Source organism: Allobosea sp. CS1GBMeth4, from assembly GCF_900185715.1.
Classification (GTDB): domain Bacteria; phylum Pseudomonadota; class Alphaproteobacteria; order Rhizobiales; family Beijerinckiaceae; genus Allobosea.
Map to the genome: position 1 here is coordinate 18,132 of NZ_FYAS01000043.1, position 17,809 is coordinate 35,940.

Sequence of the window (17,809 nt, forward strand, 5' to 3'; positions counted from 1 at the left end):
GATGCTCCAGTGCGCTCTGGAAGCATCCTTCGAGGCGCCGCTGCGCGGCTCCTCGGGACGAGGGCTGAGCGTTTGGCCGGCTTTAGCCCCCCGGGCGCGCCTCCGCAAGCCGCGCGGCATAGCGCGCCATCAGATCGACCTCGACATGGACGCCGTCCCCCTTCCGGCGCTCGCCCCAGGTGGTGACGCTGAAGGAATGCGGGATCAGGAGCACGGTGAAGACGTCGTCCTCGACCGTGTTGACGGTCAGCGAGGTGCCGTCGAGGCAGATCGAGCCCTTGGCGGCGATGAAGCGGGCGAGCCCCTGCGGCGCGCGGATATGGAAGCGCGCCGTCGCGCCCCAGGGTTCGTCGGGATCGGGCGCGATCTCGTCGATCCTCAGGATCGTGCCGACGCCGTCGACATGGCCGGTGACGAGATGGCCGCCGAGCTCGTCGCCCATCTTCAGCGAGCGCTCGAGATTGACCCGCGTCCCGGGCGCCCATTCGGCGACCCTGGTCTTCGCCAGAGTCTCGGCCGCGGTCTCGACCTGGAAGACGCAGCCCGGATGGCCGTCCTGCCGCGGGCCGAGCGCCGTCACGGTCAGGCAGACGCCGGCGCAGGCGATCGAGGCGCCGATCTCGATGCCGGACGCCTCCCAGGGGCAGGCGATGTCGAACTGCTTCAGGCTCGGGCCCTTGGTCTCGGCGCGGGTGACCGTGCCGATGGCGGTGACGATGCCGGTGAACATCAGGCGATCCTCGTGAACACTTCGAAGCGGTCGCAGCCGATCTGTCCGGCTTCGGTGACGGCGTAGATTTCGGGATCGGCGAGCAGCGCCGCAAGCCCCGGCCGGACGGCGACGACGCCCTCGCCGCCGAGCGGCTTCGGCGAGGTCGAGACCACGACCTCGTCGGCGAAGCCCTGCAAGGCCAGCTGCTCGCCCACGGTCGGGCCGCCTTCCGAGAAAATCCGGGTGATGCCGCGCGTCGCCAGCAGGCGCAGTGCCTCGCCGAGATCGAGATGGCCGGCGGCGGCGCGGGAGACGCGCATGACCTCGGCGCCCGCGGCGACCAGCCGCTCCTCGGCCGCGACCGGCGCGTCCTCGGCCGCGATGACCCAGAGCGGGACGCTCGCGGCGCCCTCGACCAGCTTCGCTGCAGGCGGCAGGCGCAGCGAGGAATCGAGCACGACACGAACCGGCGAGCGGATTTCGAGCCCGGGCAGGCGTACGGTCAGCAGCGGGTCGTCGGCCAGGACGCTGCCGATGCCGAGCATGATCGCATCGTAGCTGGCGCGCAGCCGGTGCACCCACTCGCCCGATTCCCGGCAGGAGATGGCGAGGCGCGCGCCCCCTGCCCCGCCGGCGAAGCCGTCCGCCGTGCGCGCGACCTTGAAGGTCACCATCGGCCGGCCCTGCGTCACCCGCAGGACATGGCCGCGATGGCTGCGCTGCGCCTGCTCCTCGAGCACGCCGGTGACGACCTCGATGCCGGCCATGCGCAGCAGGGCATGGCCGAGGCCGGCGATCTGCGGGTTGGGATCGGTCATGGCCGAGACGACGCGACGGACGCCGGCCAGCACGGTGCGCTCGACGCAAGGCGTGCCGCCGCGCAGCGTCCGGTGCGAGCACGGCTCCAGCGTCACGTAGAGCGTCGCTCCGCTCGCGGCATCGCCGGCCTGGTCGAAAGCCATGGCCTCGCCATGCGGGCGCCCGCCGGGCTGCGTATAGCCCTCGCCGACGACGGCGGGGCCGCCGGGGCCGTCGCGCACGACCACGGCGCCGACGCTCGGATTGGGCCAGGTTTGGCCGAGCCCGCGCGCGCCGAGCTCCAGCGCCCGCGCCATGAAGGCGCGGTCGATCTCGTCCAGATCAGGCATCGTCGCGGACGGGTGCCGGCCTTGGATCGTCCTCGAGCTCGTCGCCGCCGAGCTGGCCGAGAAGCTCCTCGAAGTCGCGGGCCTCGCGGAAGTTCTTGTAGACCGAGGCGAAGCGGACATAGGCGACGTCGTCGAGCGATTTCAGCCCTTCCATCACCAGTTCGCCGATGGTCGAGCTCTGAACCTCGCCCTCGCCCGAACTCTCGAGCTGGCGGACGATGCCGTTGACCATGCGCTCGATCCGCTCCGGCGCGACCGGGCGCTTGCGCAGCGCGACCTCGATCGAGGTCTGCAGCTTGTCGCGGTCGAAGGCGGTGCGCCGGCCGGAGCGCTTGACCACGGTGAGCTCGCGCAGCTGCACACGCTCGAAGGTGGTGAAGCGGCCGCCGCAATCGGGACAGACGCGCCGGCGCCGGATCGAGGCGTGGTCGTCGGTCGGGCGCGAATCCTTCACCTGCGTGTCGAGGGAGCCGCAATAGGGACAGCGCATGCCGAGGCCTCGGGGTTGTCTTTCGGGACGATACCGCCCCGCCGCCCTTCATTGCCCCAGCCATGCCGTCGCAGGCCAGCGAAAAACGACCAGCCGGCGGCAAGGGACCAGGCGCGAGATCGCCCGGCGCCGGACCCGCCGGATCGTGCATCCCGCAGAAAACCGTCGGGCGCGCCGCCTTCTCATGGCAAGCTGACGCCCATCGCATGCGCCTGCCCGCCCCATCGCCCGCCCAGAGGAGCTCCGCAGATGTCCAACGACACTATCGGCGACGCCTTCGGCGGCCTGGTCGTCCTGGCCTTCGACCTGCTCGACAGCGAGATCGAAAGGTCGCCCGAACGCCTCGCCGAGATCCTGAAGAGCCCGGTCGTGCTGGCGACCGCCCAGAAGGGCCTGCTGAGCTTCGCGAACGCGAAACTCAAGAGCCAGACGACCCAGCTCTCGCAGGAGGACATCCAGAAGCTGCGCTCGATCGGCGACGACGTCCTGTCCAAGGCGGCCGACGAGTATTTCAAGCAGATCAAGAAGTCGTCGGCCTACAAATCGCTCGAGAAGCAGGTCGACGCCTTCAAGGAGGCGGCCGGATCGTCGGCGCTCGGCGTCTGGGTCGATCACCACAAGGGCATCGTCTATGTCGTCGGCGCGGCGCTCGCGCTCGGCGCGGGCGCCGCGCTGTTCATCACCAAGCCGAACAACGGGGCGGTGACGCTCGGCCTGCAGCAGCTGGAGAAGCTGAAATTCGAGGTGGTCAAGCTCGGCGCACTGAAGCTCGGGGTCGGCGGCATCGTCTTCGACCCGACGGCGGAGCTGGTCGGCGCCAAATTGACCGGCAAGCTGAAATGGGAGCGGCTGAAGCTCGACCTCTCGCTGCAGGTGGTGACCCGGTCGGCGGCGATCGACAAGGTCGAGGGCGAGGTCATGGTCCAGTACGGCTCGTTCGCGCTCACCGGCATCGTCAAGAAGGACGTGGCCAAGCCGACCGTCGATCTCAACCTCAAGCTGAGCGCGACCGAGGACCGCTTCAACGTCGCCGTCGCGGCGCAGGTCAAGGATGGTCAGTTCGGCGGCAGCGCCTCGGCCGGCTACAAGATCAGCAAGGGTCTCGATCTCAACGCCGAGCTCAGCCGGGCCAACCGGAGCGATGCGCCCGGCGGCCCGGAGAACCTGTTCATGATCAAGCTGACCGGAACGTTTCCTTGAGAGGCTGCCGAGGGCGCCGCTACCAGCCGAGGGACCTCACCGTCATTCCGGGGCGGCGCGTCAGCGCCGAGCCCGGAACCCAGAACCGCAGGTCCCGGCAGGTCGAGGCGATGCCTCTTCGATCATCGGCGTCGGTTCTGGATTCCGGGCTCAGCCCTGCGGGCTGCCCCGGACTGACGCAGGAGGTTCCGTGCCGACTCGCAATGCGACGATCAGCAGGCGCTTCAGTAGATCGGGAAGCGCGCGGTCAGCTCGTGAGCCTTGGCCTTGACCGCCTGCTCGACGGCGGCATTGCCCTCCTCGCCATTGGCGGCGAGCCCGTCGAGCACCTCGGCGATCAGCTCGCCGACCTTCTTGAACTCGGCGACGCCGAAGCCGCGCGATGTCGCCGCCGGCGTGCCGAGCCGGATGCCGGAGGTGACCATCGGCTTCTCGGGGTCGAAGGGGATGCCGTTCTTGTTGCAGGTGATGTGGGCGCGGCCGAGCGCGGCCTCGGCCGCCTTGCCGGTGAGCTTCTTCGAGCGCAGGTCGACCAGCATCAGATGGTTGTCGGTGCCGCCGGTGACGAGGTCGAAGCCCTTGCTCTTCAGGGTCTCGGCCAGCGCCTTGGCATTGGCGACGACGGCGTGCGCGTAGGTCTTGAACTCCGGCTGCAGCGCCTCCTGGAAGGAGACGGCCTTGGCGGCGATGACGTGCATCAGCGGCCCGCCCTGGATGCCGGGGAAGACGGCCGAGTTGATCTTCTTGGCGATCGCCTCGTCATTGGTCAGCACCATGCCGCCGCGCGGGCCGCGCAGCGTCTTGTGCGTGGTGGTGGTGACAACATGGGCGTGCGGGAACGGCGAGGGATGGGCGCCGCCGGCGACCAGCCCGGCGAAATGGGCGATGTCGACCATGAAATACGCACCGACCTTGTCGGCGATCTCGCGGAAGCGGGCGAAGTCCCAGTGGCGCGCATAGGCCGAGCCGCCGGCGACGATGATCTTCGGCTTGTTCTCGAGCGCGAGGCGCTCCAGCGCGTCATAGTCGATCATCTGGTCGACGACGCAGACGCCGTAGGGCACGACCTTGAACCATTTGCCCGACTGGTTGACCGGGGCGCCGTGGGTGAGGTGGCCGCCGGCGGCGAGGTCGAGACCCATGAAGGTATCGCCGGGCTGCATCAGCGCCATGAACACGGCCTGGTTGGCCTGGCTGCCCGAGTTCGGCTGGACATTGGCGAAGCCGCAGTCGAACAGTCGGCAGGCGCGCTCGATCGCGAGCTTCTCGGCGATGTCGACGAACTGGCAGCCGCCGTAATAGCGCCGGCCCGGATAGCCCTCGGCGTATTTGTTGGTCATCACCGAGCCCTGCGCCTCGAGCACGGCGCGCGAGACGATGTTCTCCGAGGCGATCAGCTCGATCTCGTCGCGCTGGCGGCCGAGCTCGAGCTCGATGGCACGGGCGATCTCCGGATCGACATCGGCGAGGCCGGCGCCGAAGAAGGAGTTGGAGAGGTGCTTGTCGCGCGCGGCGTCGGTCATGTCCGGCTCCTGAAGAATGCGGCGGCCGATCGCGGCCGGGCCCCGTGCGCGGTCCCTATCACGCGATGTTGGGCCGTCCAAGCGCTAGATGGACGCGGGGACCGCTCCGCGGCCGCGCGCCTACTGCGCTCCCCTGCGCGCGACCGACGGGCGATAGGCGAGCCGTCGTCCCGGGGCCGCCTGCATCAGCTTGCGGAAGGTCGGGCATTCCAGGTGGCTCGGGGCCGGGCAGTCGGCGACGTGGCGCAGAATGTCCCGCAGCGTCCGCAATTCGGCGATCTGCCGCTGCAGCTCGTCGGCCCGGACGCGCAGCTGGTCGCGCGGGATGGCGGGCTTGCCGTCCCGCCCGAACATGCCGGCGATCTCCTCCAGCGAGAAGCCCGCCGCCTTGCCCATGGCGATCAGCGACAGCTTCATTAGGACGTCGGCCTCGAATTGCCGCCGCAGGCCGTGCCGCCCGAGCGAGGCGATCAGCCCGATCTCCTCGTAATAGCGCAGGGTCGACGGCGCCACGCCCGAACGCTCGGCGACCTCCCCGATATCCAGAACAACCATGCTTGACCTCAAGTCGACTTGAATTCGTACACTCTGCCGGACTGCTCGTTTCGGCAAGAGGAATATTCATGGAAGCCGTTATCACCACACGAGAAATTCCGCTCTGGCAGGATCGGCGCGCCATCGCCCTGCTGATGGCGGCGTCGCTCACCACCATGGCGAACGCGACGATCGCGCCGGCGCTGCCCGGGCTGGAGCGCCTCTTCGCCGGCGATCCCGACGCCGCGCTGCTGACCCGCCTTCTGGTGCCGGCGCCCTCGCTCAGCGTCGCGGTCTGCGCCCCGCTCGCCGGCATCGCGGCCGACCGGATCGGCAGGCGCAGGATGCTCCTCCTCGGCGTGATCCTGTTCGTGATCTCAGGCTGCGCCGGGCTCGTCCTGCCCGATCTGCCCACGATCTTCCTGAGCCGGCTCGTCCTCGGCGTCGCCGTCGCCCTGATCATGACCGCGCAGACGGCGCTGATCGGTGACTATTTCAGCGGCGAGGACCGGAACATGCTGACCGGGCTGCAGATCTCGGCGCGCAATCTCGGCGGCCTGGTCTTCATCCTTTGCGCCGGCTGGCTCGCGACGCTGTCGCCGCGCCTGCCCTTCGCCATCTACGGCCTCGCCGCCGCCTTCCTGCCGCTGATGTGGCTGGTCGTCGTCGACCCGCCGCGCCAGCTGCCCGCCGCCGGTGCGCGATCGGCCGGCGCAAGCGACGGCCACCGCCCCTGGCGGCTCGGGCTCGCCCTGCTGGTGCTGCTGCAGGGCGCGACCAACATGATCTTCTTCGTCATGCCCACGCAGCTCGCCTTCTTCTTCGCGGCGACCGGCCGTGACAGCGCGATCATGACCGGCTCGGCACTGGGCGTGCTGATGCTCACCGGCGGCGCCTTCGCCCTGCTCTATCCGCGCATCCGGCGCGCCGCCGGCGATGCCGGGATCTTCGCGCTGGGCTACGGTGCCATGGCGCTGGGCTTCCTGCTGCTCATGCCCGCCTCGGCGGCCCTGCCGACCTTCGCCGCGGTGGCGGCGATCGGCGCCGGCTACGCCCTGGTCTCGCCGAGCTTCGTGGCGCTGGCGCTCGACCTGGCCCCGGGGCCAAGACGTGGCCTCGCCGGCGGAATCCTGACCGCCTCGATCTTCATCGGCCAGTTCTGCTCGCCGCTCGTCAGCACGCCGCTGATCGGTGCGCACGGCTATGGCGGCCTCTTCGGCGGGACGGCGGCGCTGCTCGCGGCGATGAGCGTCGCGGCCCTGTCGGCAGTCGGCATCACGCGGCTCCGCCGGCGGTAGCGGGACGAAATGGCATGCGTTCGCCGTTCCACTCTGCTCTATTCGGCCTGAACTGGCCGACTCGCCGTGCGAGACGCAGGCATCGGCTGCAATCGAAACGACATCGAGGTGTCGCGGCAAACCGGTGACGGGACCGGCGGAAGGAGGCGACGTGGCGCAGCAGACGGACGAGAGCGAGGCTCACCACCCGGATTGGCCACCCAAGCGCCGCTCACCGCTGCACGCCTTCTTCGGGAGCGGCGCAGCAGCCGGCGTGCTGCTCGTCCTCGCCGCGGCCGCCGCGCTGGTCATCGCCAATTCGGCCCTCGGCCCCGCTTATTTCAAGGTTCTGGAGAGCAAGCTCGCCGGGCTCTCGGTGCTGCACTGGATCAACGACGCGCTGATGGCGCTGTTCTTCCTGCTCGTCGGGCTCGAGATCAAGCGCGAGTTCATCGAGGGCCAGCTCGCGAGCTGGGGCCGGCGCGCCCTGCCGGCGCTGGCCGCCCTCGGCGGGATGATCGTGCCTGCGGCGATCTATGCCACGCTCGCCCGCGGCGACGCCGAGGCGCTGCGCGGCTGGGCGATCCCGGCCGCGACCGACATCGCCTTCGCCCTCGGGGTGCTCGCGATACTGGGGCCGCGCGTGCCGATCTCGCTCAAGATCTTCCTGACCGCGCTCGCCATTCTCGACGATCTCGGCGCCATCCTGATCATCGCCCTGTTCTATTCCGGCGAGCTCTCGCTGCCGATGCTGGCCGGCGCCGCCGCCTGCCTCGCCGTGCTGATCGCGCTCAACCTGCGCGATGTGCGCGCCCTGCCGCTCTATCTCGCCATCGGCGCCGTGCTCTGGTTCTTCGTGCTGAAATCGGGCGTCCACGCCACGCTGGCCGGGGTCGCGCTGGCGCTGACCATTCCGCTCGCCGGCCGGGGGACGGAGAGCGACGAGCCCGAGCATTCGCCGCTCCATACGCTGGAGCACCGGCTGCATCCCTGGTCGTCCTATCTGATCGTGCCGGTCTTCGGCTTCGCCAATGCCGGCGTCTCGGTCGCCGGGATGTCGCCCTCGCTGCTGCTGACGCCGGTGCCGCTCGGCATCGTGCTCGGACTCTTCCTCGGCAAGCAGATCGGCGTCTTCGGCTTCGCCTGGCTCGCGGTCCGGCTCGAGCTCGGCGTCATGCCGGCGAAGGCGAGCTGGCTGCAGGTCTACGGCGTCTCGCTGCTCTGCGGCATCGGCTTCACCATGAGCCTGTTCATCGGCGCGCTCGCCTTCGCCGGCAACGCCGCCCTCAACGACGCCACAAAGATCGGCGTCCTGGCCGGCTCGCTGCTGTCGGCGGCGGCGGGCTATCTCGTCCTGTCGCTGGCGAAGAGCAGGCAGGGATCGCCGCGGGCGCCGTCGACCGGGGCGCGCTGAGCGACCGGGGCGGCTCCAAACGAAACGACCCGCCGTCTCCGGCGGGCCGCATGTCGCCGGTCCGGCGAAAGCGCTCAGATGTCCTGGTCGCCCTGCAAAGCGGCGACGGCCGAGGCGCCGAGGCCGTCCTTGTTGTAGATGTCCTCGCGGAACTGGACGCCGCCATCGGGCGTCGCCCAGGCGGTGATGTAGACCCAGTAGCACGGCACCGGATTGGCGATGCGGGCGTTGACGCGCTCGCCCGAGGCGATCACCTCGTCGATCCTGGCGCGGTCCCAGCCGGGCGTCTCCTTGAGCAGGAAGGCGATGTAGTCGCGCACGTTCTGGACGCGGATGCAGCCCGAGGAGACGAAGCGGTAATCGTCGCCGAAGATGCCCTTCGACGGCGTGTCGTGCATGTAGACGCCATGCGGGCTCGGGATGTTGATGCGGACGAAGCCGAGCGAGTTGAACTCGCCGCCCGGATCCTGGCGGAAGGTGTAGCGGGTCGCCTCGTCGGAACGCCAGTTGACCCGCTCCGGCGGGATCTCGCCGTTGGGACCGATGATGCGGATCTTGTTCTCGGTCAGGTAGTTCGGCTCCTTCTGCATCTTCGGGATCAGATCCTTGCGGATGATCGAAGCCGGAACCGTCCAGGTCGGGTTGAAATTGACCTCGGGGATCTTGGTCTGCAGCAGCGGCGACTGGCGGTCGATCTTGCCGACGCCGGCCGCATGGCGGGTCGCGACATGGCCGTTCTCGACCGTCTCGACCGCGGCCGCCGGGATGTTCGCCACGACATAGCGGTTGCCGAGATTGCCCGACCAGGTGCGCAGGCGCACGATATTGGTCTCGAGCTGGCGGATGCGCCGGTCGACAGGCACGTTGAGCGCGGCGAGCGTGGCGCGGTTGATGCTGCCGGTGGTCGACAGGCCCATGCGCGCCTGGAAGCGGCGCACGCCGGCCTCGACATAGGAATCGTAGATGTTGCTGTCGCCGGCGGACGCTTCGAGATCGCCGGTGACGATCAGCCGCTGGCGCAGCGCGACGACGCTCGGCCCGCGCGAGCCGACGGCGAGCCGCTCGCTGACCTGCAGGCTCGGCCAGCCGCCGCGCGCGGCCAGCGCCCGATAGGTCTCGACCGCCTGCTCGGTCGCGGCCAGGGCGGCGGGCGACAGCATCGGCGTCGAGGAGCGCGCGACCGCATTGCGCGAGCCGGCATCATAGCTCTGGCGCCACTCGGCCTGCTGGGCGAAAGCCGGCAGGCTCACACCGGCGGCAGCAGTCGAGAGCATGGCCAGAACCGTCTCGCGGCGGGTCAGGCGGATATTCGGCATTGATCGTACCCCTTGGACGTCCAACATGATCCGGAACGGGACGCGACCCGCCCCTTCGGCCGGGCATCCGCCACGGCCGGTCGCTGGGGACGATCCCTTACCACAGTTAACACCGTATGATGAGCGCGGCATTTTTGGGGCGGAGGCACCGCGCGCTCACGCGGGTTTGATCGCTGCGGCCGAAGGCAAACCACTGTTGCCGGAAAGAAACAGGCGCACGCGCCCCGGCCGGGAGCCGAAGCGCGCTGCGGGAGATCCGGTGGAACGGGCCGAAACGGCCCGCCCTTCAGAGCTTGTAGCGGATCTGGTCGGTCCAGAAGCGCTCCAGGCGCAGCAGGGCGTTGTTCATCCGCTCGAAATCGTCGGCGGCGATGCCGCCGATCTGCTCGACCGTGCGGACATGCTTGTCGTAGACGCCCTTGACGATGTTGTGCACCTCGCGGCCCTTGTCGGTCAGGCTGATGCGCACCGAGCGGCGGTCGATCCGCGAGCGGGCATGGTGCAGGAAGCCGAGCTCGACCAGCTTCTTGACGTTGTAGGAGACGTTCGAGCCGAGATAGTAGCCGCGGGTGCGCAGCTCGCTGGCGGAGAGCTCGGCGTCGCCGATATTGTAGAGGAGCAGCGCCTGCACGCTGTTGACGTCGTCGCGGTTGCGGCGCTCGAACTCGTCCTTGATCACGTCGAGCAAGCGGCGATGCAGCCGCTCGACCAAGGTGAGGGACTCAAGGTAAAGCGGCTTCACCTTGAGCTGAACCTCATCAGCAGCAGCCGGCTCCACAGTCTTTACATTGCTCTTCATGGTAATATCCCGCCTGTTGATTACCGGCCAGGATTTGTCTCCCGGTCCGCTTCTGAGAGACACCATAGGCGGGCCGAATGAAAACGAGTTTAAATATCAGGATGAATCAGGGATTTACCCATTTGGGTGAATCCAAAATGAACCGCAAGTCTCTTAAGCTAAAGCGTTTCTTACCGGATCGGGGGGCATTCGAGGCGAGCCGGCGGGCTCACGACTCCTCGTTCTCGGCCGCCCAGGTGGCGAGGAAATAGGCCAGCATCAGCGCGACATAGGTGCCGATCAGCGCGGGCGAGAGCGTCAGCCAGCGCGGGAAGAAGAAGCCGAGCAGGAGCTGGCTCACGGCGGCGAGCAGCCAGAGCACGCCGCCCCAGGTCGAGGTCAGCCAGAGGCCGACGCCGGCGACCAGATCGAACACCGCGAAATAGACGGTGATCGCCTGGAAGGTCAGCGGCCGCGTCTCGAAGGCCGGGCCGGGTTCGAAGACCAGCCCGAGCCCGAGGATGGTCATCCAATGCATCAGGCCCTTGCCGATCCAGACCACGGACAGCAGGCGCAGCAGCCAGACGAGGAGCAGCCGCCAGCGGATGCCGCGCCTGGCTTCGCCCGTCTGGCCCGGGCCGCGCAGGGCCTCGCCGTCGCGCAGCACCGCCATCTCAGCCGCCCAGCACCAGCTCGGTTTCGCCGAGGGGGGCGAAATGCGCCGCCACCGCGGCCGGATCGAGCTCCTCCAGCGTCTGCGGGCGCCAGGACGGCGCCTGGTCCTTGTCGATCACCACGGCGCGCACGCCCTCGTAGAAATCATGGCCGCGGGCGATGCGCGAGACGATGCGGAATTCGAGCTGCATCGCCTCGGCGAAGCCGAGCGCGCGGCCGCGCCGCATCTGCTCGAAGGCGATGGCGACGCTGGTCGGCGACTTCGCCCGGATGGTGGCGAGCGCCCTGGCGGCGAAGGCATCGCCGGCGGCCGCCCTGGCGTCGAGCCGGGCGAGGATGTCGGGCAGAGTCGTCGCGCCGAAGCAATGCGCGATGGTCTCGCGTTCCGGCGCGAGCTTGCCCGGCCCCGGCTCCGCGGCGAAGCGGGCGATCGCGGCGTCGACCGGCCCGGAGCCGGTCAGCGCCTCGGCGAGCTCGGCCATGCGCGCCGAGGGCACCGCATGCGTCGCCAGCCCGAGCGCCAGCGCGTCCGCCTGGCCGACGCGGTCCCCGGTCAGGGCGAGATAGGTGCCGGCATGGTCCGGCAGGCGCGGCAGCGCATAGGTCGCGCCGACATCCGGGAAGAAGCCGATGCCGACCTCCGGCATGGCGAAGAGCCAGCGCTCGCCGGCGACGCGGTGGCTGCCATGCAGCGAGACGCCGACGCCGCCGCCCATGACGAAGCCGTCGACGAGCGCGACATAGGGCTTGGGATAGCTCTGGATGCGGGCGTTGAGGATGTATTCCTCGCGCCAGAAGGCGAGCATCTCGTCATGGCGGCCGGCCTTGCCGAGATCGTGCAGGGTGCGGATGTCGCCGCCGGCGCAGAAGGCCTTCTCGCCGGCGCCGGTGACGACGATGCGGCTGACGGCCGGATCGCGCTCCCAGGCGTCGAGCGCCTTCGCCAGCTCGCGCACCATGGCGAGGTTGAGCGCGTTCAGCGCCTTCGGCCGGTTGAGCAGGACGAAGCCGGCGCTGCCGCGGGTCTCGCAGAGAATTTCGGGCTCGTCCGACATGGCGCTCTTTCGTCTCGTCCGGATCAGGCCGTGTTTGGGCGCTGGCCGGAGGCCTGTCAACGCGGCCGGCGGCGCAGCCGCGCACGACCGGTTTCCGCAGAACGCCCGATACGGCCGGGCCGCCATGCGACCTTCGCGCCTGTTTTGGAATCGTTCCGATGTGCTAAAGCAACGCCGGCAAGCGATATTGCGTTCGAGGCGGAGGCGTTGATGGCATCTCGGGTTGTGCGGCCCTTCCCCGCGCCTCAGGCGCGGCAGGCCGAAACTGCGACCGCCATGGCGGGCTCGCTCGGGCTCACAAGGCGCATGCGCCGCAACCGCAAGGCCGAGTGGTCGCGCCGGCTGGTGCGCGAGAACCGTCTGACCACCGACGACCTGATCTGGCCGGTCTTCCTGATCGATTCAGCTGAGCCCGCCTCGCCGGTCGCCTGGATGCCGGGCGTCGACCGGCTCAACATCGACGAGGCCGTGCGCCGGGCCGAGGCCGCCGCCAGGCTCGGCATCCCGGCGATCGCACCCTTCCCCTATGTCGACCGCGCCCTGCGCGACGAGACCGGCTCGGAGGCGCTGAACAAGCGCAACCTGATGTGCCGCGCGGTCCGGGCGATCAAGGCGGCGGTGCCGGAGATCGGCATCATCTGCGACGCGGCGCTCGACCCCTACACCTCCCACGGCCATGACGGCGTGATGGACGGCGAGCGCGTCCTGAACGACGCCAGCGTCGGCGTCCTCGTCGGGCAGGCGCTCGCGCTGGCCGAGGCCGGCGCAGACGTGATCGCTCCCTCGGACATGATGGACGGGCGCGTCGGCGCGATCCGGGCCGCGCTCGACGCGGGCGGCCATGAGGACGTGCAGATCATGGCCTATTCGGCCAAGTACGCCTCGGCCTATTACGGCCCCTTCCGCGACGCGATCGGCACCAACGCCACGCTCGTCGGCGACAAGCGCACCTATCAGATGGACCCGGCCAATACCGACGAGGCGATCGCCGAGGTCGCGCTCGACCTCGAGGAGGGGGCCGACATGGTGATGGTCAAGCCCGGCCTGCCCTATCTCGACGTGATCGCGCGGGTGAAGGACACCTTCGCGGTGCCGACCTTCGCCTATCAGGTCTCCGGCGAATACGCGATGATCATGGCGGCGGCCAATAATGGCTGGCTCGACGGCGACAAGGCGATGCTGGAGAGCCTGCTCGCCTTCAAGCGCGCCGGCGCCGACGGCGTGCTGAGCTATTTCGCCCCGCGGGTGGCGACGATGCTGAAGGAGCAGGGCTGAACGCCTGCAGGACATGCGCAGGGAACTCCTCTCCCGCATCGAAGTCGGGTCTACCCGACTTCGACACTTTGCGTTCTGATCTCGGGCAGGCCCGAGATCAGTGAGAGGGGCAGGGCTGAGGATCCGCCGCTGATTGTCGGACGCGACGGCACCGTCGCGCCCCGATCGATAGGGCAGGCCCTCATCCCTGGCCCTTCAAAGCTGTTCCGCACTCTCGTGAAGCAGGCTAGCGTCCGCTGCGATGCGCGCCCTGCTCACGTCGATTCTGCTCTGCCTCGCCCTCGCCGCCTGCGGGCGCTTCGACACCGATCAGATCCGCGCCTGCCGGCTGGCGATCCCGGCGCTGAACCCGCCCGGAAGCGTGATCACCATCGAGGGCACCGGCAGCGGGCCGCGCGCCGACATCCTGCGCATCGCCTACCGGGCGCAGGCGCCGGACGGCCCGGCGCGGCGGCGCACCATCGACTGCCTGTTCGCCGGCGAGGGAACGACGCTGCAGCGCGGCGCCCTGGCGGGGCTCGCCTCCGACGGCGTGCCGATGACGGAAGCGAGCTTCCTGCTGCTGCGGCGCTTCTATCTCGAATACAAGGCGGAGCCGCCGGTCGATCCCGGCATGTCTCCCGGTGCCGATCTGCTCATCCTGCCCCCCGGCCTCGCCTATGGGCTGCAGCAGGGGCTCGCCGCCCTGCCCTCGGCCGCGATCTACGCGCTGCTCGCCAGCGCTTATGCGCTGATCTACGGGCTCAACGGCCGCATCATCCTGACCTTCGGCGAGTTCTCGGCGCTGGGCGCGCTCGCCGCCGTGGTCGGCGTGGCCCTGACCCTGTCCCTCGCCGTCTCGACGCCGGTCTCCGGCCTGTTCGTCGCCTTCGCGGTGGCGATCGCGGTCAGCGCTTTGCACGGCTTCGCCATGGGCCGCTTCGTGCTGCGCCATCTCGACAAGAGCAACGGCCAGCAGGTGCTGATCGCGACGATCGGCCTCGCCATCGCGCTCTCGGAATACCTGCGCCTGGCGCAGGGCGCCGAACTGCGCTGGCTGCCGCCGGTGTTCAACGAGCCGCTGCCGCTGGCGCGGGCCGGGCCGTTCATCGTCACCGCGACGCCGGTCTCGCTCGCCATGGCCGGGCTCGGCCTCTCGGCGGCGACCTGCCTCATCCTCTATCTCGCCCGCTCGGCCTATGGCCGGGCCTGGCGCGCCGTCTCCGACGACGCCCGCACCGCCTCGCTCTTCGGGATCGATCCGGGCGCGGTGCACGACCGGGCGCTGATCATCGCCTGCGCGATCTGCGGCGCGGCCGGCGTGATCGTCACCGTGATCTATGGCGGCATGGGCTTTTCCGGCGGCTTCACGCTGGGCCTGAAGGCGCTGGTCGCCGCCGTGCTCGGCGGCATCGGCTCGGTGCCGGGCGCCTGCCTCGGCGGGCTCGCCATCGCCGCCTTCGAGGTGCTGTGGTCGGCGACGATGCCGCTCGAACAGCGCGACATCGCGGTCTATAGCTTGCTCGCCGTGACGCTGATCCTGCGTCCCGGCGGCTTCTTCGGCGACGGCGCGCTGACGCCGCGCCAGGTCTGACGGACACGGGGGAACGGATGGGCAGCGGCTTCGCGATCAGCTTCGCCGATATCGAGACGGCTGCGCAGACCATCGCAGGCCATGTGCTGAGGACGCCGCTGATGCCGGCGCCGCGCCTCTCGGCGCTGACCGGGGCGGAGGTGTTCGTCAAGCACGAGAACATGCAGGCGACCGCCTCGTTCAAGGAACGCGGCGCGGTCAACAAGCTGCGCAGCCTGGGCGACGACGAAAGGCGCCGCGGCGTCATCGCCATGTCGGCCGGCAACCACGCCCAGGCGGTCGCCTATCACGCCCGGCGCTTCGGCATTCCGGCGACGATCGTGATGCCGGAGATGACGCCGCTGGTGAAGGTGGAGAACACCCGCGCCCATGGCGCCGAGGTCGTGCTGTTCGGCGAAACCCTCTATGAGGCGGCCCAGCACGCCCGCGACATCGCCGCCGGGAGGAGCCTCGTCTTCGTCCACCCTTACGACGATGCGGCGGTGATGGCCGGCCAGGGCACGGTCGCGCTGGAGATGCTGCGCGAGGCGCCCGAGCTCGACATGCTGATGATCCCGCTCGGCGGCGGCGGGCTGATGGCCGGCAACGCCGTGGCCGCGAAGGCGCTGAAGCCGTCGATCGAGCTGATCGGCATCGAGGCGGCGCTCTATCCCTCCTTCCACAACGCCGTGCACGGCACGCAGATGCCGATCGGCGGCGCGACCCTGGCGGAAGGCATCGCGGTGAAGACGGTCGGCACGCTGACCCTGCCGATCGTCAAGGAGCTGGTCTCGGGCATCGTGCTCGTCGGCGAGGACCTGATCGAGCGCGCCGTCAACGCCTATGCGACGCTGCAGCACACATTGGCCGAGGGGGCCGGCGCCGCCGGGCTGGCGGCGATGCTGAAGGAGCCGGACCGGTACCGGGGGCGCAGGGTCGGCCTCCTGCTCTGCGGCGGCAATATCGACGCGCGCCTGCTCGCCGCGATCATGGTGCGCGAGCTCGAGCGCGAGCAGCGCATCGCCGCCTTCCGCCTCACCGCCAGCGACCGGCCCGGCCTGCTCGGCAAGGTGGCGAGCCTGTTCGGCACGCACGGCGCCAACATCCTCGAGGTCAGCCATGGCCGCCTCTTCCTCGACGTGCCGGCCAAGGGCGTGACGCTCGACGTCACCATCGAGACCCGCGACGAGGCGCACACGGCGGCCATCGAGCAGGCGCTGCGCGAGGAAGGCTTCGCGCCGCGGCGGATCCACCCGCGCGGCCAGGAGCCCGACCGCTCCGGAGCGTAGCGGGGCGTGCTTCGCTCCCCCCGGACAGCGCGCTCCCGCATGGACAAAGGCCTTGCGCATCCCGGCCTCACGCTCTTGCGGAACCGGCCGGCCGATCAAACATTACCCTTCGACAGGCCGTGACGGCCTGCCTGGAAGGGGATGCCCATCGATGTCGAACCCGTCGTCCTATCGCCAGCCGCCGATCACGGCGCTGGAGGACCGGCCGCAGCAGGATACGCGCGGCGTGCTGGGCTCGCGCCTGTTCGCCTGGATCGGCGACGTCGTCATCCTGTTCTTCCTGACCTGGATCGTCTGGGTGCTGCTCGGCATCCTCGGCTTCGTCACCTTCGGGCTGGCCTGGCTGCTGATCGGCGGCGCGGCGCTCGCCGTCGTGCTCGGCTATTCGGCGGTCACCATCGGCGGGCGCAGGCAGGCGACGCTCGGCATGCGCATGGCGGGCCTGCGGGTCGAGACCGCCTCGGGCGGCCGCCCGGATGCGCTGGCCGCTGCCGTGCACGCGCTGTTCTTCTACGTCGCGGCCGGCACGGTCGCCCTCTGGCTGATCGACATCGCCTGCGGGCTGGTGCGCGAGGACCGGCGCCTCGGCCACGACATCCTGACCGGGCTGGTTGTGGTGCGCGCCTGAGCCGGGCTCAGAAGCGATAGCGTAGCAGGAGGCCGATGCGCGCCAGCAGCGGGATCAGCGAGAAGACCTGCATGGCGAAGCGCGCCGGCCACGACATCCTGGCGATCTGCGCCGGGTCGTAGCCATCGGGATCATAGGCGGTGAGCTCGGTCGCGAGCCTCAGCCCGGGAACCTGCCGCTCCAGCTCGGCCGGATCGTCGAGCGCCCAGTCCAGCGTCGCGCCGGTCGCCCTGATGGAGGGCTGCAGCGCGACCAGGCGCAGGCCGAAGGAGCTGTAGGCGTCGAAGACGATCTCCCCGGCCGGGCAGTGCCGCACCAGCCGCCGCAGCAGCAGCGGCACCTCCGCCTCCGGCAGATAGGGCAGCAGCCCCTCGGCCACGACCATCGCCGGGCGGTGCCGTGGCAGCGCCTCGATCCAGCCGGGCTCGGTCACCGAGGAGCCGACCAGATGGCAGCCGCGGCGGGCCGGATAGAGCCTGCGCCTGAGGGCGATGACGTCGGGATAGTCGACCTCGTACCAGTCGATCCCCGCAGGCGGGGCGATGCGGAAGACCCGGCTGTCGAGCCCGCAGCCGAGATGCAGCACGATCGCGTCGCGATGGCGGGCGATGAAGTCGCGCGTCCAGCCGTCGAGGATATGGGCGCGCATGGCGAGGCCGATCATCAGGTCGCGATCGACCTTCAGCCTGGCGAAGTCGTAGTCGATCCGGCCTGCCGCCCGCGCCGCGAAGCGGTCCTTCAACAGAGAATCGGGCAGCCGGCTCTCGCCGGCCTTGGCCCAGAGCGTGATCAGCAGGGTTTCCCTCTCCCGGGTCAACGCGACCGTCTCGGTTCGCATCCGATGCCCCTGCGCTCGGGGCTTTCCGGTATCCCCTCATGTCCAGAGTAGCACCGGCGGGAGGAATGTCCCATGCGGTGCCGCCACCGCAGGCTTGGCGCTTGT

Annotated in this window: 17 protein-coding genes; 7 read left to right on the forward strand and 10 right to left on the reverse strand. The window is 69.7% G+C overall.

What is annotated here, in order from left to right:
- Positions 1-82: 82 nt before the first annotated feature.
- From CS1GBM4_RS21100 to nrdR, 3 genes are read right to left on the reverse strand one after another with little or no spacing between them, the layout of a single operon-like run.
- Positions 83-730 carry a riboflavin synthase gene (locus CS1GBM4_RS21100; RefSeq protein ID WP_186420726.1) on the reverse strand — a complete coding sequence of 216 codons (648 nt, stop codon included), beginning with the start codon at positions 728-730 and terminating at the stop codon, positions 83-85.
- Positions 730-1,860 carry a bifunctional diaminohydroxyphosphoribosylaminopyrimidine deaminase/5-amino-6-(5-phosphoribosylamino)uracil reductase RibD gene (ribD, locus tag CS1GBM4_RS21105; RefSeq protein ID WP_186420727.1) on the reverse strand — a complete coding sequence of 377 codons (1,131 nt, stop codon included), beginning with the start codon at positions 1,858-1,860 and terminating at the stop codon, positions 730-732. The genes CS1GBM4_RS21100 and ribD overlap by 1 nt, the downstream gene beginning before the upstream one ends.
- On the reverse strand, positions 1,853-2,350 hold the full coding sequence (gene nrdR, locus CS1GBM4_RS21110; RefSeq protein WP_186420728.1) for a transcriptional regulator NrdR: 498 nt from the start codon (positions 2,348-2,350) through the stop codon (positions 1,853-1,855). Before nrdR ends, ribD begins: the two co-directional genes overlap by 8 nt.
- 249 nt (positions 2,351-2,599) lie before the next feature.
- Between nrdR and CS1GBM4_RS21115 the strand changes: the two genes are divergently transcribed.
- Entirely contained in the window at positions 2,600-3,550 is a 951-nt protein-coding gene (locus CS1GBM4_RS21115; RefSeq protein ID WP_186420729.1) for a hypothetical protein, read from the forward strand.
- Between the two features lie 224 nt (positions 3,551-3,774).
- On the opposite strand, the gene glyA is transcribed toward CS1GBM4_RS21115, so the two are convergent.
- On the reverse strand, positions 3,775-5,073 hold the full coding sequence (gene glyA, locus CS1GBM4_RS21120) for a serine hydroxymethyltransferase (protein ID WP_186420730.1): 1,299 nt from the start codon (positions 5,071-5,073) through the stop codon (positions 3,775-3,777).
- A 120-nt stretch (positions 5,074-5,193) separates the two neighbouring features.
- Positions 5,194-5,628 (reverse strand): helix-turn-helix domain-containing protein, encoded by a 435-nt coding sequence (locus CS1GBM4_RS21125; protein WP_186420731.1) that lies wholly within the window; start codon positions 5,626-5,628, stop codon positions 5,194-5,196.
- Positions 5,629-5,696: 68 nt separating this feature from the next.
- Here CS1GBM4_RS21125 and CS1GBM4_RS21130 point away from each other — a divergent pair, with 68 nt between their 5' ends.
- Together CS1GBM4_RS21130 and nhaA are read left to right on the forward strand one after the other, a co-directional pair.
- A complete protein-coding gene (locus CS1GBM4_RS21130; RefSeq protein WP_186420732.1) occupies positions 5,697-6,905 on the forward strand; it encodes an MFS transporter in 1,209 nt (402 codons plus the stop codon).
- Between the two features lie 217 nt (positions 6,906-7,122).
- Positions 7,123-8,298 carry a Na+/H+ antiporter NhaA gene (gene nhaA, locus CS1GBM4_RS21135; protein ID WP_210201615.1) on the forward strand — a complete coding sequence of 392 codons (1,176 nt, stop codon included), beginning with the start codon at positions 7,123-7,125 and terminating at the stop codon, positions 8,296-8,298.
- Between the two features lie 74 nt (positions 8,299-8,372).
- Here the strand turns inward: nhaA and CS1GBM4_RS21140 are convergent, their stop codons facing one another.
- From CS1GBM4_RS21140 to CS1GBM4_RS21155, 4 genes are all read right to left on the reverse strand, one after another.
- On the reverse strand, positions 8,373-9,572 hold the full coding sequence (locus CS1GBM4_RS21140) for a L,D-transpeptidase family protein (protein WP_244607343.1): 1,200 nt from the start codon (positions 9,570-9,572) through the stop codon (positions 8,373-8,375).
- A 328-nt stretch (positions 9,573-9,900) separates the two neighbouring features.
- Positions 9,901-10,413 (reverse strand): winged helix DNA-binding protein, encoded by a 513-nt coding sequence (locus CS1GBM4_RS21145; protein WP_186420735.1) that lies wholly within the window; start codon positions 10,411-10,413, stop codon positions 9,901-9,903.
- Between the two features lie 208 nt (positions 10,414-10,621).
- Entirely contained in the window at positions 10,622-11,065 is a 444-nt protein-coding gene (locus tag CS1GBM4_RS21150) for a DUF6163 family protein (RefSeq protein WP_186420736.1), read from the reverse strand.
- 1 nt (position 11,066) lies between these two features.
- Complete coding sequence (locus CS1GBM4_RS21155; protein WP_186420737.1) at positions 11,067-12,122, reverse strand: enoyl-CoA hydratase/isomerase family protein; 1,056 nt, start codon at positions 12,120-12,122, stop codon at positions 11,067-11,069.
- 276 nt (positions 12,123-12,398) lie between these two features.
- Between CS1GBM4_RS21155 and hemB the strand changes: the two genes are divergently transcribed.
- The 4 genes from hemB (at position 12,399) to CS1GBM4_RS21175 (ending at position 16,866) form a co-directional block, all read left to right on the forward strand.
- Positions 12,399-13,397: a porphobilinogen synthase gene (gene hemB, locus CS1GBM4_RS21160; RefSeq protein WP_244607344.1), complete on the forward strand. Its 999-nt coding sequence runs from the start codon at positions 12,399-12,401 to the stop codon at positions 13,395-13,397.
- A 241-nt stretch (positions 13,398-13,638) separates the two neighbouring features.
- Positions 13,639-14,970: a branched-chain amino acid ABC transporter permease gene (locus CS1GBM4_RS21165; RefSeq protein ID WP_186420739.1), complete on the forward strand. Its 1,332-nt coding sequence runs from the start codon at positions 13,639-13,641 to the stop codon at positions 14,968-14,970.
- A 17-nt stretch (positions 14,971-14,987) separates the two neighbouring features.
- A complete protein-coding gene (locus CS1GBM4_RS21170; protein WP_186420740.1) occupies positions 14,988-16,238 on the forward strand; it encodes a threonine ammonia-lyase in 1,251 nt (416 codons plus the stop codon).
- Positions 16,239-16,389: 151 nt separating this feature from the next.
- Positions 16,390-16,866, forward strand: a complete 477-nt coding sequence (locus tag CS1GBM4_RS21175; protein WP_186420741.1) for an RDD family protein — start codon at positions 16,390-16,392, stop codon at positions 16,864-16,866.
- A 7-nt stretch (positions 16,867-16,873) separates the two neighbouring features.
- On the opposite strand, the gene CS1GBM4_RS21180 is transcribed toward CS1GBM4_RS21175, so the two are convergent.
- A complete protein-coding gene (locus tag CS1GBM4_RS21180) occupies positions 16,874-17,704 on the reverse strand; it encodes a class I SAM-dependent methyltransferase (RefSeq protein ID WP_186420742.1) in 831 nt (276 codons plus the stop codon).
- Positions 17,705-17,809: the final 105 nt, after the last annotated feature.

Excerpts from the sequence above, each read along its gene's own strand:
- hemB (WP_244607344.1), top strand. The coding sequence starts at position 12,399 with ATGGCGGGCTCGCTCGGGCTCACAAGGCGCATGCGCCGCAACCGCAAG.
- CS1GBM4_RS21100 (WP_186420726.1), bottom strand. The coding sequence starts at position 730 with ATGTTCACCGGCATCGTCACCGCCATCGGCACGGTCACCCGCGCCGAG.
- nrdR (WP_186420728.1), bottom strand. The coding sequence starts at position 2,350 with ATGCGCTGTCCCTATTGCGGCTCCCTCGACACGCAGGTGAAGGATTCG.
- CS1GBM4_RS21125 (WP_186420731.1), bottom strand. The coding sequence starts at position 5,628 with ATGGTTGTTCTGGATATCGGGGAGGTCGCCGAGCGTTCGGGCGTGGCG.
- CS1GBM4_RS21155 (WP_186420737.1), bottom strand. The coding sequence starts at position 12,122 with ATGTCGGACGAGCCCGAAATTCTCTGCGAGACCCGCGGCAGCGCCGGC.
- CS1GBM4_RS21165 (WP_186420739.1), top strand. The coding sequence starts at position 13,639 with ATGCGCGCCCTGCTCACGTCGATTCTGCTCTGCCTCGCCCTCGCCGCC.
- CS1GBM4_RS21130 (WP_186420732.1), top strand. The coding sequence starts at position 5,697 with ATGGAAGCCGTTATCACCACACGAGAAATTCCGCTCTGGCAGGATCGG.
- CS1GBM4_RS21175 (WP_186420741.1), top strand. The coding sequence starts at position 16,390 with ATGTCGAACCCGTCGTCCTATCGCCAGCCGCCGATCACGGCGCTGGAG.
- CS1GBM4_RS21150 (WP_186420736.1), bottom strand. The coding sequence starts at position 11,065 with ATGGCGGTGCTGCGCGACGGCGAGGCCCTGCGCGGCCCGGGCCAGACG.
- glyA (WP_186420730.1), bottom strand. The coding sequence starts at position 5,073 with ATGACCGACGCCGCGCGCGACAAGCACCTCTCCAACTCCTTCTTCGGC.
- CS1GBM4_RS21115 (WP_186420729.1), top strand. The coding sequence starts at position 2,600 with ATGTCCAACGACACTATCGGCGACGCCTTCGGCGGCCTGGTCGTCCTG.
- CS1GBM4_RS21180 (WP_186420742.1), bottom strand. The coding sequence starts at position 17,704 with ATGCGAACCGAGACGGTCGCGTTGACCCGGGAGAGGGAAACCCTGCTG.
- CS1GBM4_RS21140 (WP_244607343.1), bottom strand. The coding sequence starts at position 9,572 with ATGCTCTCGACTGCTGCCGCCGGTGTGAGCCTGCCGGCTTTCGCCCAG.
- CS1GBM4_RS21170 (WP_186420740.1), top strand. The coding sequence starts at position 14,988 with ATGGGCAGCGGCTTCGCGATCAGCTTCGCCGATATCGAGACGGCTGCG.
- CS1GBM4_RS21145 (WP_186420735.1), bottom strand. The coding sequence starts at position 10,413 with ATGAAGAGCAATGTAAAGACTGTGGAGCCGGCTGCTGCTGATGAGGTT.
- ribD (WP_186420727.1), bottom strand. The coding sequence starts at position 1,860 with ATGCCTGATCTGGACGAGATCGACCGCGCCTTCATGGCGCGGGCGCTG.